The following is a 16,796-nucleotide window of genomic DNA, read 5'->3' on the forward strand; positions in this document are numbered from 1 at the left end:
AGTACCTACCGCGACCACGTTCATGCTCTGAGTGCGGGAGTACCAGCAAAAGAGGTAATGGCAGAATTGTTTGGCAAAGCCACAGGTTGCAGTAAAGGGCGCGGTGGTTCTATGCATATGTTTTCTGCCAAACATCGCTTACTGGGTGGCTATGCTTTTGTGGCTGAGGGAATTCCTGTGGCAGCTGGAGCGGCTTTTCAAAGCAAATACCGCCGCGAAGTTCTGGGAGATCAAAATGCTGACCAAGTGACAGCTTGCTTTTTTGGCGACGGTGCCGCTAACAACGGTCAGTTTTTCGAGACGCTAAATATGGCAGCCCTATGGAAACTGCCACTTCTTTTTGTAGTCGAAAATAATAAGTGGGCCATTGGTATGTCGCACGAGCGAGCGACTTCCCAGCCAGAGATTTATAAAAAAGCCAGTGTATTTAACATGGTGGGTGTGGAAGTAGATGGCATGGATGTCCTGGCGGTGCGAGCCGTAGCTCAAGAAGCTGTAGCTCGTGCCCGTGCTGGTGAGGGGCCAACATTAATTGAGGCACTTACCTACCGCTTCCGGGGTCACTCTTTGGCAGACCCTGATGAAATGCGAAGCAAAGCTGAGAAAGAATTTTGGTTTGCCCGTGACCCAATTAAGAAGTTGGCAGCTTATTTGCTAGAGCAAAATCTGGTGGAGCAGGAAGAACTTAAAGCAATTGATCGTAAAATTCAAGATGTGATTGACGAAGCAGTTAAGTTCGCCGAAAGCAGCCCCGAACCAGACCCTAGCGAGTTATATCGTTTCGTGTTTGCAGAAGACGAATAAAGAGTGCTGAGTTATGAGTGCTGAGTGCTGAGTATTTTTTCTACTTAGGACTCAGCACTCCACTTTACTATAGTGCTGAGTATTGTTTTCTTCTACTCAGGACTCAGCACTCAGCACTCCCTACTGGGCACTCCACCTTACTCAGGATTAAATTTGTGTTTACCATTGCAGTTCAACAGCAACAATACAAAACTTACATTCTTTCAGATGAAACCGCTGGTTCCCAACTGGAAGTTGTGCCAGAACGTGGTGGGATCATTACCCGTTGGCGCATACAAGGGCAGGAAATTTTCTACTTAGACACTGAACGCTTTACTCATCCTGATTTGAGCGTTAGAGGTGGGAATCCGATTTTGTTTCCCATTTGCGGTAACTTACCGGATAATGTTTACACCTACAACGGGCAACAGTATATTCTCAAACAACACGGCTTTGCCCGTGAATTGCCTTGGGAAGCAACGGAGTCAAAGACTGAAGATAAAGCTAGTCTGACTGTTGTTCTAAATAGCAACGAGCAAACAAAGGCAGTTTATCCTTTTGATTTTCAACTGGCTTTTACTTACGAACTCCAAGGTAATACCTTAGAAGTTCGTCAGGAATACAAAAACTTGTCATCGACACCAATGCCATTTTCGGCTGGTTTCCATCCCTATTTTTTGTGTGGTGATAAAAGTCAGCTAAAGGTTAACATTCCGTCTGGGCAATATCAGGACAATAAAACTAAGAAAACTCAATCCTTTGACGGCAATTTTGACTTTAACCAAGATGAAATTGATTTTGTCTTTGGACAGCTAACTAGTCGGTCTGCTAGTGTAATCGATAACAGCCGCAAGTTAGAGCTTCACTTAGACTATGATGATTTTTCCACCTGGCTAGTATTTTGGACGGTGAAAGGCAAAGAATTCTACTGTCTAGAGCCTTGGAGCGCCACCCGCAACTCCCTCAACACTGGTGAAAATCTGACTGTGTTAGAACCAGGAGCTAGTTACTCAGCATCTGTCAGGTTAAGGGCGGATTTTTTCTAAAATGCTTTACAAATCTACAGATGTCTGTGCTATGATGGCAAAGTTGCAAAAAGCAACGAAAGGGTCGCTAACTCAACGGTAGAGTACTCGGCTTTTAACCGATTAGTTCCGGGTTCGAATCCCGGGCGACCCATATAGACCTTTTGTATTTGAACAACCGCAACTTGGGTTAGTAGGTTGACTATCCAAAAAAATTGAACTTTAGACTGGCGACAATTATGAAGTCCCAAGTCTACGATTAGTAAAATTGTGTATAGTGTCTACCGCCATGAAAGTACCTGCGCGTTTCTTGCTGCCAGTTTTTTTACTGACCCTGGCAGCAGCCTGTAACCAGACTCGCGCCTTCTCAGATAATTCCACTCCACAAGCGTCTGTACCTTCTGCCCAACTGGCACAGAATCCCACACAGGCAAAAAATATTGTCCGCACTGAAGCACTTTCACCTACACCGATTCGGATCAATCTGAAGAATTTACCAGCACCCTTTGCAACAGAAAGTGCCTCTAAGCGACCTGATGTTGTGCCCATTCCGCAAAAGCCGATCTTGCGCGTACCATCAGGCTTTACAGTTAATGTCTTTGCCGAAGGTCTAGATGCCCCGCGTTGGCTAGCTTTAACCCCCAGTGGTGATGTATTAGTAACTGAAACTGGGCAAAACCGCATTCGTCTGTTACGTGATAGCAACGGCGATGGCACAGCCGATGTTAAAGAAACCTTTGCTAGTAGGGACAACGGACTCAATAGACCCTTTGGTATGGCTTTTAAAGGTAATTTCTTTTTTCTGGGGAATACAGATGCTGTGGTGCGTTTTCCCTATACTAAAGGTCAAAACCAGATTACAGATCAGGGGAAAAAAATCGCCAACTTGCCCGCTCAAGGTTATAACAACCATTGGACGCGCAATGTTGTTGTCTCGCCCGATGGCAATAAGTTATATGTTTCAGTTGGTTCAGGAAGCAATGTGGATGAAGAACCTTTACCACGGGCTTCGGTACAGGTGATGAATTTAGATGGTTCCAAGCAGCAGACTTTTGCTTCTGGTTTGCGTAACCCTGTTGGTTTAGACTTTCACCCTATAACTAAGGAACTTTATGCCACTGTCAATGAACGGGATGGAATCGGTGATGAATTGGTGCCAGACTACCTGACACGTGTTCAACAAGGTAAATTCTACGGTTGGCCTTATGCTTATCTAACACCAAATAACCTCGATCCTCGTCAAACGACGGATGGGAAAAGTAAACGCCCCGACTTAGCAGCCCGTACCCAAAGGCCAGATGTGCTGTTTCAGGCGCACTCAGCAGCATTGGGTTTGCAGTTTTATGATGGTAAAACGTTTCCAGAAAGATACCAGAACGGTGCTTTTGCTGCTTTTCGTGGTTCTTGGAATCGCGATCGCGCCACTGGTTATAAAATTGTATTTGTTCCCTTCGATGGTAAAGGGCGATCGCTTGGCTACTACGAAGACTTTCTCACAGGATTTTTACTAAATCCTTCTGTACCAACCACTTGGGGACGACCTGTAGGTTTACTTGTGTTACCAGATGGTAGTCTTTTAGTAACAGAAGAAGCCAATAATCGGATTTATCGGATTCAGTATACAGGGACTAAGAGTTAGGGACTGAGGAAGAGTTTTCCCAATTCCTGTTGCCCCTTACCCGCAATCTCCAATCCTTTTATCTAGTTGAGAAATTAGTTATGACTCAGAATGAAAATAATACTCAGTCAAATATCAATATATCTTCTCCCCATGCGGGTACACGCTACTGGGGTGAGGTGGAGGTAATTGAAGAGGGAGAAACCTATAGAATTAGTCGTGTTGAAATCAAGCCCAGACACGGCATTAAACCACAAGTCCATTATCACCGCAATGAACATTGGGTTGTAGTTTCCGGTGTAGCGAAGGTTACTTGTGGAGAACAGGAAATATTATTGAATCGAAATGAATCAACTTATGTTCCCGCAGCAACATTACATAAAGTAGAAAATCCTGGACATATTCCGCTAATTATTTTGGAAATTCAAAATGGTGAATATTTGGGCGAAGATGATACGGAACGTCCCTATGAGCTAAATTTGGTCAAGTCTGTAGCTGAAACTGAGTTAGGGAGTAGGGAGTAGGAAGACAAGGAGAATAACCAATGCCCAATGCCCAATGCCCAATCAAAACCACCCTTCTTGTTCCAATGTTTCAATCAGCTGCAAGCCACGGGGATCACCCACTCCTAAAAGTGAGGCTTTAGCGTCTTCTCGTACTCCTAAATCTTGGTCTTCAGCAAAGGCTTGAATTAGGGCATCGATCGCTGTGGCATAAACTACATTAGAAGGTAGTTCACGGCACAGTTGACCAATTGCCCAAGCACTGTTACTCCTTACTGCTGCTACGGGATCTTGGACTAAGGCTTCAATTAATGGTGGTATTGCCCCTATAACTGCTTCATAACCCACTTCTGCCATCTGCACTAGGGCGCTAGCAGCCCATAAACGGACTGCGGAAATGTCAGTTCTTAAGGCGTTTGCTAGGGGTGCTAATGAACGGAGATCGCGACAGTTTCCTAAAGCCCAAACAACACCTTTACGCACATAGCCATTCCAATCATTGTTTAGTTGAGCAATTAACGGACTCACTGCCTCTGAACTAGGATTCCGTCCTACAGCATAGGCTGCACTCACCCGAACTAAGGGACAGGTATCACTTAACAGGCGAATTAGATGGGGGGTAGCAGGCGCATATTCCAGATCACAAAAAGTCCGCGCTGCTAACATTCGTTGCCGGGGCTGAGGGTTTTCCAGCAGGGCTAGCATCACTTCTGGCTCAGGCTTTGCCACTTCTGATTCGGCAGTTAGCGGCTCTATTTTATCTAAGGGGCTTTTTAGCTCCTCCTCAATATCGAGTAGGCTTAGATCATCTTCGTCATACATAATTTCATTTCAATCGCTTTTTGGGATCAACATATAATCCCCTACACCGATAAGTTAAAGCTTTATAAGTATTAGTTACGTTGTTATACACTTTCCCTTTTCCCTCGTTGAGTTTTATCTAAACGAGAATCGCTATAAATCAGACGCTAAAGTATGTTACCGCTATCCTCTAGTTTATTTTTCTGCATTCAGGAATTTTACCATCCATAGGGATTGGGTTTGATAACCTAATTGATCGTAAAGATTTAATGCGGGTTTGTTTGATTGAAACACTTGCAGTCCAATCTGGCGATCGCCTCTTTGAATAGCCCAATTTTCCACATATTGCATCAAGGCTGTACCAATACCTCGCCGCCGATGTTCTGGGGCAACATACAGGATAAAGATGTGAGCATGACGATTACCCTGTACTTGATCTATTGCATTACCTACCCAAAGACAAGCGATGGGGTATTGCGTATGGGGCATTAGGCATTGGGCATTGGGTATTGGGCATGGGGGAGAATTAAAAATTACCTCTTTCCCCTCTGCTCCCTGCTCCCTGCTCCCTGCTCCCCTGCTCCCCTGCTTCCTCTCTTCTTCTACCCACCACAAGGGGGTATCGCTAGAGAAGTATTGATTGACTGTTTGCTCTAGGTGAGAAAAATTTTCATTGGGAAAGAGATCCTGGTAAGTTCGCTGCATGAATTTAAGCAGCAGCGATCGATCCAAAGTGGAGCCACGGCGAATAATATACCCAGGTAGTAGTTGATCAGACACGTCTGATGTTTATTGATTTAGCTAGCTAAGTTATGTGCTGCTGGTGGTAGATTCAGTGGAGTAGGTTGAGAACTTATCTCTACCTCTTCAATTGGTGCGGGTGCTGCCATATCGGCGGGTAAAAAGATGCGGGCGCTGACTGCCACTAGGGCAAAGAGAAATACCAATACCGCAAGCAGCGGAGCGATGTACTGACGAAGTATAGCCATATTTAGATTGCAAGAACCTCGGAACTTTTATGAGAATTTAACTGAATATTTGTGAAGTATTCTTGATTGATTTTAGCGATTTTCTGTGTACAGGAATGGAGAATGGGGCATTGGAAAAATTCTCTTTTGTCTTCCTTATCCCCTGCTCCCGACTCTCCGCCCCCTGCTTCTGCAGATTATTAGCGATCGTCACGCTTCAAGTCCTCAAGCTCCAAGTCCTCAAGCACTTTTTCGCAATACCAATTCTCTGTCTTCCCAGGATAAGTCTCCCTTGCCTGTTCAATTCGCAGCTCGGCAGCAGCGGTATTACCAGACAACTTAGCGATTATCCTGTTTTTGAGATAGCCATCAGATCGACCCTCGTCTACCTGGTTTGGTATCCCTTCATCTATAGTCGATGGTCGAGACTGCTGTCTCCGCAATTGCCAAAATAAAACGTAATAAAGAGTACCAAAAATTAAAATTAGGCTGAGTGTTCCAAAAAAAGTTAGGAGGTTAAATGCGAGAAATCCCAAAACTAACTGCGAGAGAACATAGCCAAGTAATAAACCGGTGAGTAAGAGGATGAATGTGCCGACAGCGATTACTACTTGATTCCCCATATATCCTCTTCTTCGTCCTCAAGTCCTGGTCTAGATAGTGCCACTGGCTGAGGGTTCCAGGGGGCAACTAAGGGTAAAAGTAGCAATCCAGGTAAGGCTGCTACTAGGGTTAACAAGAAAAATGAAGGCCAGCCTGTGGACTTAGCCCAATCTCCGGCGGGAGCTGAAAGAACATCTCTACTAATAGCCATTAAGCTAGAGAATAAAGCGAACTGAGTAGTTGTAAAGCGGTGGTTACAAAGGTTCATTAAAAATGCCACTGTAGCAACTGTGACTAATCCAGCACTGAAGTTTTCGATGTTCACTGCCAACACCAAAAGCGAATAATTTTTGCCAGCAACCGCTAACGCATAATAACCCAAGTTACTAAATAATTGCAGTATGCCAAATATCCATAGGCTGCGATTGAGGTTGATTCTAGTCATAATCACGCCGCCAGCTAATACGCCGACTGTCGTCGCTAGAAAGCCCATTCCAGCTTGAATTGCCCCAATTTCAGTTTTGGTAAAGCTGATTTCCCGCAGAAATAGATTCGCCGTAATTCCCACCAAGGAATCACCGAGCTTATAGAGGACGATAAAAACTAGGATGACGCTAGCTTGAGTCAGCCCAAATCGATGAAAAAATTCCTTGAATGGCAGAAAAATTGCTTCTTGTAAATTTTGGGGCGGAATATTTTCTCTTACCTCACCTAATAACTCTGTCGGTAATAATAAAGATGCGACTATCCAGCCTAATATCAAAGTTGCTAACAGCCAATAAAATACAGGTAGGGCAATAACGCCGACAAATACACCTCCGATTAATCCAGCTACCAACACAGTTATAAATAGCAGAAAAATGACATCTTTAAAAGATAGGGGCGGAGTTTTTTGGATGTTGTCGCGTATTTTTGTTTCCTGTGGTGCCCATAAAGTTGTAAGTATACTCCCTGCCATTAAAGCTGCCATGAGTAAGTAGACACTATTCCAAGGGATATAATCTGCTAAAACCAAAGCTAAGGAACTGGTAATAAACAGCGCTAGGCGATAGCCTAGAACCCAAACTGATGCACCTGTTTTGGATTCTATTGGGTTTAAAATGTCCGTGCGGTAGGCATCACCGGCAATGTCTTGGGTGGCACTCAAAAAAGTGATGATTAGACAGTTGATTGCCAGCACTTGTAGTACTTGGTCATTTTGGGCAGGCTGTTGTAATGCCAGAAGTGCGATCGCTAATGCTAATCCCAGTTGTGTGATAACTAGCCAACCCCGCCGTCCTCCCAAGACTGGTGGTATAAATCTATCTAATAAAGGTGACCATAAGAATTTCAGGGAATAAGGTAAAGCCAGTAGACCAAATAAAGTTATTTTCCCGATATCAACCTTGGCATCTTGCATCCAAACCTGCAACGTTCTACTTGTTAAAAACAACGGCAACCCAGATGCAAAACCTAGCAATAACAAAGCACCCATCTTACGACTTTGAACAGCTTGTCGCAGTGCTTGCATTTCTCTCATCGTTTAAACATTCCTTCTCACCTTGTACTTTGAGGGTTGATAGTCAGCACTTTAGTGCTTAGAAAATAAGGACTAAAGTCCTTACTACGAACTTACTTACCCATCAATTTAAACTTGACAGATTACTAGTACGCAGTTTCTTAACTTTCTTAAATCGGATAAACCTGATGCCCTCTGATTTCTACTCTGTGTGCAGCAAGGCATTTTTCCCAACCTTCACGAGTGCCAATATCGCTTTTTTGGTTAAGCAATCCTAATTGATCTTCTTGTTGGGTGAGTTTAGCAAATTCTTCATAGCGTGAGTATGTGCTGGTAACAAATGTTTCCTTACGGTGCAAAATTGGCGGATTTTCCCTATTTGCATAGTCTCGGTGAGTGACGACTAAGGTTTTTAAGTCAATATTTATACTAGCTTTTAACGCTGGGTGTGGATCGTTGTCGAAGTTAGGGTAACACAGATAGGATATTTGCGGCTTCTCAGTGTGATATTTGATTAATGTGGCTTCATCTACACGCCCAATGGTACGGCTAGCGCAACCTTCACAAATTCGTAGCACGGGGTCAAGTGCAGCAAGTGCCGAAACATGGACGTAAAGGGCACCGCGTGTATGTTTACCAATTTTGCTTTTTTCGCAAGCAGTTTGAATCACCCCAGGTTTACCCAAGCTGAAAAGTTTTTGGTCGGCTACTTGACAAGCTTCTTCGTAGCTACTAAAAAAGGCTTTGATATCGTGACGCATTTGGGCTGCTAGCCTTTGCCATGCCGGGCGTTTATCAAAATGGGTCAGGGCGAGATAAACTTGGATATCTAGGGAACGACGGTAAGCGATCGCATCCCATTCGGCTTCGTCGGTAGCTTGCAAAACTACACCAAAGGCACGGCGAAAGTTCCCAAATTCGCTCAGTAATTCCGGTTCATTTTCTAATTCGCCTTTGGCAGGCAATCTGCCACGCTTGGTAAAAAAAGCCATGAGTGGTTGCAGCTGTTCTTGATAGTCTTCAAACCGCTTGATGGGGATGCGAACTCTGGGCGTAGAGGTGGTAGAAAAGAAGCGGATAGCTTTGAAACTTTGTTTTTCGGATTCATCTCGAAAAATAAAGTAGACGCCCAGCGCGATCGGTACCGCATCTACGTTTAGCACTTCATCAATATAAGTTTTGAGTTCTTCTTGTTCGTAATATTTCTGAAAAGTATTGCGGCGCGTTACAATGCCATCGTTGTAAGCAAGTTGGGTTTTGCTGGGAGCGTTAATCAGTATTTGAGCCGCGACAATTAAAACTTTTCCAGTGAGTTCCCAGGCTTGGCGAAGGCTTTGACGGCGTTCTTCTGAATCTTCAATGACGTTGAGAACATAGCCCAAGTTGACTACATCGGCGGCGGTGCGTGGTACATCAGGATGGTAATAAGGGTCCCAGCCTGTACTGGTGTAGCCTAAGTTGCCGACTCGCTGCACATCGCCACCGTAGCCGCAACCATAGTCAAAAAAAGTAGTGTCTTGATTCAAAATTGCCCATTCTATTGCCAATCGTACAGGGCGAGATAAATCAGTGCGAGCGATCGCAGCTCTGTGACGCTCGATTTCTAGTGCTTCCGGCATAAGAATAATTCGTAATTAAGACACCAGTAACTAATATTCTTTCAAGGTTTAATGGCCAGTTCAATTAAATCTTCAATTTTCTTGATATTTGGATCACCTGCTAAGTAGCCAATACCGCGATGCAAATGTAAGCGGAATTGGGTGGCAAGGGTTTCTTTATCGGTGAGATTGCCGTCATTGTGACAGCGTTGCTTGAGGGCGAGGAGGAGAATATCGGACATTTCGCCACCAAAGACGCGCCAAGTCATTTCGACGTTGCTATCTTGGGGAATTGGGACGGGCGAGGGTGTTGTTGGTTCTGCAAGGGAGCGACAAAATGCCCAACGACATAGGATATTCCATTGGTCGATTTTAGTGCTGCGTCTGAGTTTGGTAAGTTGGTCTTTGGCTGTTTGGGATAGTTTTATTCTTTCGATTGGGGATTCCATAATAATTCGTCAATAACGAGTTTTACTAAAAATTGAAGTAGTTTTCACTTATAAACCCAAACAGTAGCGAACCGCAGTTTCAACTTCAAGCATCTTAGAGTCAGAAATTTTGCCAACTGGGTCAGCAGGAAAGCGATTTTGATCTAAAGAACGAATTTGAAAACATAAAAACACTGTTTCTACTATCAATCCACTGTCACTTGGAGATACTCGTATATTGCTTGGATAGTCGCGCTTAATATTTGTTCCTTTCGTAGCTACAATTACAGTCACAACCAAGGCTGATTCATTGATAGCGTTTATAGATAACACTAAAACTAGTCGTGTTCCTGCCTGTTCTCGTCCCTGTACTGGATTAAGATTGATAAAATAAATTTGTCCTCTCTCAATGCTCACAACTTTTCTAAACCATCCATTTCTGTTACACCAAATTCATTATTGATAGAGACAATTTCTGCCTGTATCTCTAAATCGCTAGCCATTTCAGCTAGTTGTTCCTTCATATATTTCACATTAGTAAATTTATTTGATATTTGCTTCCTTTCTTGCACTTGTATTGTCATAAGTTCTAAGAGCCACTCTAGTTCTTCTAATGACAAAGCACGTAGGTCACGCTCTATTTTTAGTAAATGTGGTGAGTTCATCATTGCTTATCTACTTTCCAAAGGTCTTTATATATATTGTAAATATCTTTTTTAAACGATATCTACTACCAGAAATATTGATTTTCTATCACCGTTGTTTGGCGGGTGGTGGAGTCGTATTTTAGGAGGTATTCGCGGGCGATCGCTTCGTTTTCTCGCAGTGTTTCGACTTCTTTCTTGCCAATCTCAGTATCGGTAGATAGCAGAATTACTTGATGGCTAGCGGATGGAAAGTAACGTTCAACTAAGTTGCTGCGGTGAGAGGAATCCAGTCTACCTAGTGGCGTATCGATGGCTACTGGTAGGCGGTGTCCAGAGACTTTGGCTAAACCCCAGAGGAATGCGATCGCAAGTAGTTGTTTTTCGCCAGCAGAGAGGCGATGTTTCGGGACAGGTTTACCACTTAAATCGTAAAGTAAAAGGCTGAAAGTATTGGTATCAATAGTGATCCTATGCACTAAATCTGATTTATGGAGGAGATAAAGGAAGCAATTTTTAACTTCTTCCTCTAATTTATTGAGTTTTCGCAGAGTTAATTTTTCACGGAATATCTTAAGTGTATTTTGAACTTTCCCTGCTGACGTAATAATATGTTCGTTATTTTTATGTTTAATATTTTCTACTGTATATTCACTTAATTCTTTTTTTGACTTAGCAATAATAGTTTCTAATTCAGCTAACCGACGGCGGATTGTTTCGTAATTAGCCTTAGCTTCAAAAACTTGATTTTGTGCCGCTTCTAGTGCTTGACGCAGCTTTGTATAATCTTCCGGTGCTGCTGCTGTTTGCACTTGTCTTTCGAGAGTATGAATTTCTTCTTCTTTATTTTTGAGAATAGCTAATTTCTCTGTTGCGGAAAGTTGAGAATTTTGTAAATGATAGATGAGATTATCTAGTTGACTTAAAGTTTCATCATCAGCTAATAGCCAAGGTGCTTCTATCTGGATAGTCTTTGCATATAAATTATCTACATCTTGGACTAGAAAAGATTGGATTTTTTCAACTTGTATCGGGGAAATTTCCACTTTATTTAGCCAAGTGAGTAAGCGCTGATCTCGCTCAATTAACAAATCTTTAGAAATTTGTACCTGTTGATGGCGAAATTCTTTTTCTCCCTGTGTTTGTACCTGACTAAGCAAATTGGAAATTAATGCCAGAGGTAAAACATCAGCCGCCAATTCACACATTGACTGACGTACTTGTTCAATTTCCGCAGTTTTTGTATTTTGCTGTAGTTCTAGTTGATTGCGTTCGGCTGCAATCTTCCCACCTTCAGAAATAAATTTATCAAAGGCTTCTTGCTGCTTTTGTTCTAACTCTTCTACCTGATTTTTGAGAGTTTCTACTTTTTCTCCTGTTGTTTGATAATCTTCTTGCTGTTGGGTTAACCTAGTTTCAATTTCCTCTAGGTTTGCTAAATCTTTACTATTACCAACTTCTTTAAGTTTACGGTTAACTAAGATATCTAAATCAACTGCTAACCTATCTGCTAACTCTAGTCCTAAAAGTCCGCGAATTGCGTCTACTACAACTGGTGGTGGTGTTTCCTGTTCTGCGAGTTCTTTAACCTGTTCACCGTCGAAGAGAAATAAGTTAGAAATGCCTAATGGCAGGAGATTTTCAATATATTCATCCCAGATATTAACTAAAGCATCAGGCCATGTATCACTGTCGCCTAAAATACCTAATGTATCTTTACCATCTTTAGGATTTTTTGTCCAACTACGCACAACACGGTATTTTATTGGTTTATCGTTTTCAAGATGTTCAAAAAGTAATTCAATCCGGGTGTCTGCAACTGGATCTGTTTTGCTGTTAACACATTGATTGAGAAAATCGTTATAACTTAAATTACCACGGGTGGAACATTGGGCGCGGGGGCCGTAAAGGGCGAGACGAATGGCATCCATAAGGGTAGTTTTTCCACCGCCATTCATCCCACCTAAAAGGATAATTGGGTGTGAGTTTTCCTCATCAATTTTTGGGTTAAGATTGATTACTTGTTTCCCACTGTAGGGGCCAAAGTTTTGTAGAACGAGTTCAAGAAATATCATTAGTTTTTAAGATTAACATGAGTTCGATGGCGATGGCTACGCCTCAGCGCTTCGCTATCGCAGAAGCAGAAAGTTTGTGATGAAAGGAATCAGATAAAATTAATTAGATGATTTTGTCTGACGCATTGAGAAAAAATATTATCTATAAAATATAAATAATACCATCACTAACTGCTAAGAAATGCGATGGCTTCGCCTCAGCGCTTCGCTATCGCATCTGTCTCGGTGTTGGTAAGCGTGGCTAGATTTGCACACCTCCAGCTTGAAAAATCTGTTCGGCGGTTAAATTAAATTCTGGGAAAGTAGACGAGACAATATTGGGTATTGCCTCTAAATTGAGTCACTTGGTACTCACCATCGATTAATAGATAAATGGATATAGTAGGCAGTTTAGGATTGCCAATAAACTTCCTAGCGCCATAAGCCGCGTAATCTATAATCCAATATTCGGGAATACCTATAGCTTCTCTTCGAGACGCTACGCGAACATAATCAGCTAATTTTTTGTAGTAATCATCCCGCCAATTAGTACTAACAACTTCAATAACCAATGGAATAGATGCAGCTTGAGATACAGTTGATTCTTTTTTCCATAAAGGCTCATTCACTAAATTTGGTCGATTGATTATTAATATGTCTGGTGAATAAGCTGATTCACCTTCAAATGGCTTGACTAATACAGTTTTTGGAATGAAGTATGGAAGTTTTTGTCGTGTATGGCTTGAATCATAGAACCTCACTTGTTTTAAGATAACCAAACTTTGTCAAGTGTTCTTTAAGTAGTTTGTTGACTGCCGTCTTCTATTCTTCTAAATTTTCCTTTTTAAATTTCATACTTGCCCAAGTTACCTGTTCATCACTTTCACCTTCATCTACCTCATTGATTGCTGCAACATCGCCCAAAGTCATCTGCTTGACTTTTGCAACATCACCTTGACTAACTGCTTCGCTTAATTCGCGTTTCAAACGAGCATTTTTAATCGCATCTTCTGGAGAACGGGAACTCGTATTAAAACATTTTTCTAGGGTATCGTATATTCCCACACGACGAGTCTTTTTACGATACTGGCGTTCTGTGTCTAACAATTTCGCCATTAGTTCCAAGTGCATCGCGTCACCTTCACAGATTTCTTCTAATACTATCCATTCATCACGACCTAGTAGGCTATAGTCAGCACCAGGACGGGGGTCTTGAAATTCTTCGCCTGTCACTTCTTGATAAATCCGGGGTAAGCTATCATCAAATTCGTGTTTGTCTTCTAGCCAAATGCGGCGGATTTCGCTCATTTCTTCGAGAGTAATTAAGGTGATATCGCGCATATTTTCTGGCGCTGTCCGACGGGTTTTTGTTTGCGCTTCTAATAATCGTCTGAGCCAATGTTCTCGCCAATATTTGGTGTAAGGTCCAGGTATTGGTTCAACAGATATTTCTCCATCTTTGTTACGCTCAAAAAGTTGGACTTCACCCCAAATTCTTCTAAAATCTCGTCTGTCTCGATCATCTTTAATATCTAGTTCATTACGGATATCTAATAATGGCTGCATCCATTCTTTTTCTTCATCATTTTGGATCATTGCCTCCATTGATTTATCCTTATTCACTAGTGTACAAACCCAGCAGCCAAATCGGGAATCACCACAGCTAGGAGTAGAAGTATCAACAACTAGTGGACATTCATTATCGGCTGTTGCACCTCGATACATAGTGAATAATTCTTTATTGCTTTGTCCCCAAGGATTATCCCACTGATTCAGGTATATCCAGACATCGTTATTACTCCAATCTTCAATAGGGGTATAGATTAAGGAGTTGGGTAGGCTGGCATTAGGACTTAGGCGATCGCGTACTCGATCAACTTGGTGCTTTTTCATTGTGGCAGCACGTTTTGAGCTTTCTGCTTTGCGAGTACCCAATACAAGAATTGTTTCACCGTTAGCTCTAACTATTTCACGGATGAATTGATTAGCAGGATTAATTTTTAAGCGTGGTGTACACCATCGAAACTGGTTACGAGGTGCTGGATATCCCTTACCAATAAGATTTACCCAAAATGTGTCTTGAATTACTGGTTGTAGTAAATGTGGATCAATCGGCATCCCCTGTTCTTTTGCAGCTACCTTGAGATTCTGCAAGGATTTGCGAACCCAAGCAGACACTACAGGATTTTCTACCTGAGTATCGGTTGTAATTACATAGACTGTTTTAGTTCTTTTTTCTGGAGGAAGAGCAGCGATCGCATTCCACACGAGCTGCAATACTGTACTAGAGTCTTTTCCCCAAGACACGCCTAAAACCCAAGGTATCTGATCCAAACAATACAATTCTTGAATTTCAGTGGTGAGAGCTTTGATATCTTCCACTAACTCTGCTACAGTACGTGTTTGTTGAACTGTCTTTTCTGGTTGTTGTGCTGTAGTCATTTCTCCTTCTCTCTGGAAACACTGGCGTAATATCTGGGCGAATAGAATTCGCGTCTACACAGACAAAACCCACCTTCGTGGGTTGAAAAAATAGTTTTTAAAAACTTTACTACTAATATCCACTTTTTTGGATAATTAAACTACATAATACGATTCTGTTTTTAAAATTTAACATGAAAGATAGTACATCTGACCCAACTGCTGACATCGCTAGAGAGTACCTGGAACGAGAAAACAAGGAAAAACAGGTACTAGCTTTACTCCTGGAGAACTTTTTAGGGAGAAAAGATCAGATTCTCGTTCAAAAAACCGAGATGGGTGGTACTGAGGCTTATGTTAGCTCTGTTACATTGGAATGGTTTGCAGGTCGGGTTCACTTTGCCTCTGGCTTACCTCTGTTTCAGAAAAAGTATAATCCAGAGACTGATAATGTCGAGATTGACGCGGATAGTATTGATGAAATTCAGCAGCGTCCCCTTGATTGGTCACGTCAAGCACCGCTAGTCCAGTATTTAGCAGCTAGACACAATCATAAGTTTCCGCCGGTGCTGGTGGTGATTAATCAACCGTGGGTGGATAATCCCAAAGCTGCTGAGTGGGATAACGAAGGACGCGCCACAAAGTCTACGACTGATTTTATACCCCTAGATAAAAACGGTAAGGTAGGTCTGCTAAATATTTCTGAGGATGATGTCACCATTTATGCACTAGATGGTCAACACCGATTAATGGGGGTTCAGGGGTTGATGGAATTAATTAAAACTCGGAAACTCCAGCGCTATAAAAAAGATAAAGGTGTTGATGACAGTTTTATTACAGTCAATGATTTGATAGAAAAGTACCAAGTAGACCTTGCTTACTTGCAAAATTTACCCAAGGAAAAAATTGGTATTGAGTTCATCTGTGCAGTAGCGCCTGGGGAAACTCGCACCCAGGCTAGGCGGAGGGTAAGGTCAATTTTTGTTCATGTCAACCTGATGGCTGCACCCTTGACTAAAGGGCAACTGACACAGTTGAATGAAGATGATGGTTTTGCGATTGTTGCTAGAAAAATTGCAGTTACACATCCACTATTAGAACAACGACAAGAGCGCAATCCTCGTGTTAATTGGAATAGTGCAACAGTGGCTTCCAATTCTACAGTTTTAACGACCTTGCAAGCTCTGCAAGATATGTCTGAGCGATATTTGGCTCAAAAGTTCCCCCACTGGAAACCCTTGGAGAAAGGTCTAATTCCCATGCGTCCAGAGGATGAAGAACTTGAGCAGGGAATTCAGGAATTTAGCAAGCTATTTGATTCTTTAGCTAGTCTTTCCAGTTATAAGATTTTAGAACACGAGGATACACCAACTTTACGGCGTTTCAGCTTTGAGAAAGATGGAGGTGAAGGAAATATGCTTTTCCGTCCAGTTGCTCAAGTTGCATTAGCGCAAGCTTTGGGAATTTTGGTATTTAAAAAAGGTTTTTCCCTAGCAGATATTTTTAAGAAGTTGCGGAAGTTTGACCAGCAAGGCGGGTTTAGTGGTATGGAATATCCTCAATCTCTCTGGTATGGGGTTTTGTATGACCCAAATAAAAAGCGGGTGCAGGTTTCTGGACGAGATTTGGCGACGAAGTTATTGGTTTATATCCTGGGTGGAATTCAGGAACAGATGGAACGTGCTGAACTTCGCAAAGCTTTAGCGGATGCTAGGACTATGGAAGATAAAACTATAGGTTTTGATGGCAAGCTTGTTGAACTCAAAGAGGTAGGGCTTCCACATATTTTATAGCAAGCAGCGTTAGGAAGTCTTGTATTATGCGGATTATACTAGCTACAATGTAGCATATA

16 protein-coding genes, 1 tRNA gene and 1 pseudogene are annotated in these 16,796 nt (G+C 42.3%); 6 read left to right on the plus strand and 12 right to left on the minus strand.

All coding sequences use genetic code 11. From position 1 onward, the window contains the following. The 5 genes from pdhA to ACEW80_RS02165 form a co-directional block, all read left to right on the plus strand. Window positions 1–804: pyruvate dehydrogenase (acetyl-transferring) E1 component subunit alpha (gene pdhA / locus ACEW80_RS02145; protein WP_373525016.1), on the plus strand; the 804-nt coding region annotated here is incomplete at its 5' end. A 155-nt stretch (window positions 805–959) separates the two neighbouring features. Beyond that, window positions 960–1,829, plus strand: a complete 870-nt coding sequence (locus ACEW80_RS02150) for an aldose epimerase (protein WP_373525017.1) — start codon at window positions 960–962, stop codon at window positions 1,827–1,829. A gap of 61 nt (window positions 1,830–1,890) precedes the next feature. Further along, window positions 1,891–1,962: transfer RNA gene (locus ACEW80_RS02155), tRNA-Lys, on the plus strand. 135 nt (window positions 1,963–2,097) lie between these two features. Beyond that, entirely contained in the window at window positions 2,098–3,447 is a 1,350-nt protein-coding gene (locus ACEW80_RS02160; RefSeq protein WP_373525018.1) for a sorbosone dehydrogenase family protein, read from the plus strand. Window positions 3,448–3,527: 80 nt separating this feature from the next. Then, window positions 3,528–3,950 carry a phosphomannose isomerase type II C-terminal cupin domain gene (locus ACEW80_RS02165; protein ID WP_373525019.1) on the plus strand — a complete coding sequence of 141 codons (423 nt, stop codon included), beginning with the start codon at window positions 3,528–3,530 and terminating at the stop codon, window positions 3,948–3,950. A 42-nt stretch (window positions 3,951–3,992) separates the two neighbouring features. On the opposite strand, the gene ACEW80_RS02170 is transcribed toward ACEW80_RS02165, so the two are convergent. The 12 genes and pseudogenes from ACEW80_RS02170 to dndC form a co-directional block, all read right to left on the minus strand. After that, window positions 3,993–4,751, minus strand: a complete 759-nt coding sequence (locus ACEW80_RS02170; RefSeq protein ID WP_373525020.1) for a HEAT repeat domain-containing protein — start codon at window positions 4,749–4,751, stop codon at window positions 3,993–3,995. A 174-nt stretch (window positions 4,752–4,925) separates the two neighbouring features. Further along, on the minus strand, window positions 4,926–5,510 hold the full coding sequence (locus ACEW80_RS02175; protein WP_373525021.1) for a GNAT family N-acetyltransferase: 585 nt from the start codon (window positions 5,508–5,510) through the stop codon (window positions 4,926–4,928). Between the two features lie 17 nt (window positions 5,511–5,527). Beyond that, complete coding sequence (locus ACEW80_RS02180) at window positions 5,528–5,719, minus strand: hypothetical protein (protein WP_373525022.1); 192 nt, start codon at window positions 5,717–5,719, stop codon at window positions 5,528–5,530. Between the two features lie 179 nt (window positions 5,720–5,898). Continuing rightward, window positions 5,899–6,321, minus strand: a complete 423-nt coding sequence (locus tag ACEW80_RS02185) for an ABC transporter permease (protein ID WP_373525023.1) — start codon at window positions 6,319–6,321, stop codon at window positions 5,899–5,901. Further along, on the minus strand, window positions 6,306–7,820 hold the full coding sequence (locus ACEW80_RS02190; protein ID WP_373525024.1) for an AmpG family muropeptide MFS transporter: 1,515 nt from the start codon (window positions 7,818–7,820) through the stop codon (window positions 6,306–6,308). Before ACEW80_RS02190 ends, ACEW80_RS02185 begins: the two co-directional genes overlap by 16 nt. Window positions 7,821–7,969: 149 nt before the next feature. Next, window positions 7,970–9,418 carry a DNA phosphorothioation-associated putative methyltransferase gene (locus tag ACEW80_RS02195; protein WP_373525025.1) on the minus strand — a complete coding sequence of 483 codons (1,449 nt, stop codon included), beginning with the start codon at window positions 9,416–9,418 and terminating at the stop codon, window positions 7,970–7,972. A gap of 41 nt (window positions 9,419–9,459) precedes the next feature. Beyond that, window positions 9,460–9,846 carry a DNA sulfur modification protein DndE gene (dndE, locus tag ACEW80_RS02200; protein ID WP_373525026.1) on the minus strand — a complete coding sequence of 129 codons (387 nt, stop codon included), beginning with the start codon at window positions 9,844–9,846 and terminating at the stop codon, window positions 9,460–9,462. Between the two features lie 48 nt (window positions 9,847–9,894). Beyond that, complete coding sequence (locus ACEW80_RS02205) at window positions 9,895–10,242, minus strand: type II toxin-antitoxin system PemK/MazF family toxin (protein ID WP_373525027.1); 348 nt, start codon at window positions 10,240–10,242, stop codon at window positions 9,895–9,897. Next, complete coding sequence (locus ACEW80_RS02210) at window positions 10,239–10,493, minus strand: hypothetical protein (protein WP_373525028.1); 255 nt, start codon at window positions 10,491–10,493, stop codon at window positions 10,239–10,241. The genes ACEW80_RS02205 and ACEW80_RS02210 overlap by 4 nt, the downstream gene beginning before the upstream one ends. Window positions 10,494–10,555: 62 nt before the next feature. Further along, entirely contained in the window at window positions 10,556–12,544 is a 1,989-nt protein-coding gene (gene dndD, locus ACEW80_RS02215) for a DNA sulfur modification protein DndD (RefSeq protein ID WP_373525029.1), read from the minus strand. Window positions 12,545–12,785: 241 nt separating this feature from the next. Next, window positions 12,786–13,257, minus strand: a pseudogene (locus ACEW80_RS02220) (Uma2 family endonuclease); the annotation flags it as partial. Window positions 13,258–13,345: 88 nt separating this feature from the next. Further along, on the minus strand, window positions 13,346–14,965 hold the full coding sequence (gene dndC, locus ACEW80_RS02225; protein WP_373525030.1) for a DNA phosphorothioation system sulfurtransferase DndC: 1,620 nt from the start codon (window positions 14,963–14,965) through the stop codon (window positions 13,346–13,348). A 173-nt stretch (window positions 14,966–15,138) separates the two neighbouring features. On the opposite strand from dndC, the gene ACEW80_RS02230 reads away from it, so the two are divergent. After that, window positions 15,139–16,737, plus strand: coding sequence for a DGQHR domain-containing protein (locus ACEW80_RS02230; RefSeq protein ID WP_373525031.1), 1,599 nt, complete (start codon window positions 15,139–15,141; stop codon window positions 16,735–16,737). The last annotated feature ends 59 nt before the right edge of the window (window positions 16,738–16,796 follow it).

It is taken from the genome of Nostoc sp., assembly GCF_041747015.1.
Classification (GTDB): domain Bacteria; phylum Cyanobacteriota; class Cyanobacteriia; order Cyanobacteriales; family Nostocaceae; genus Nostoc.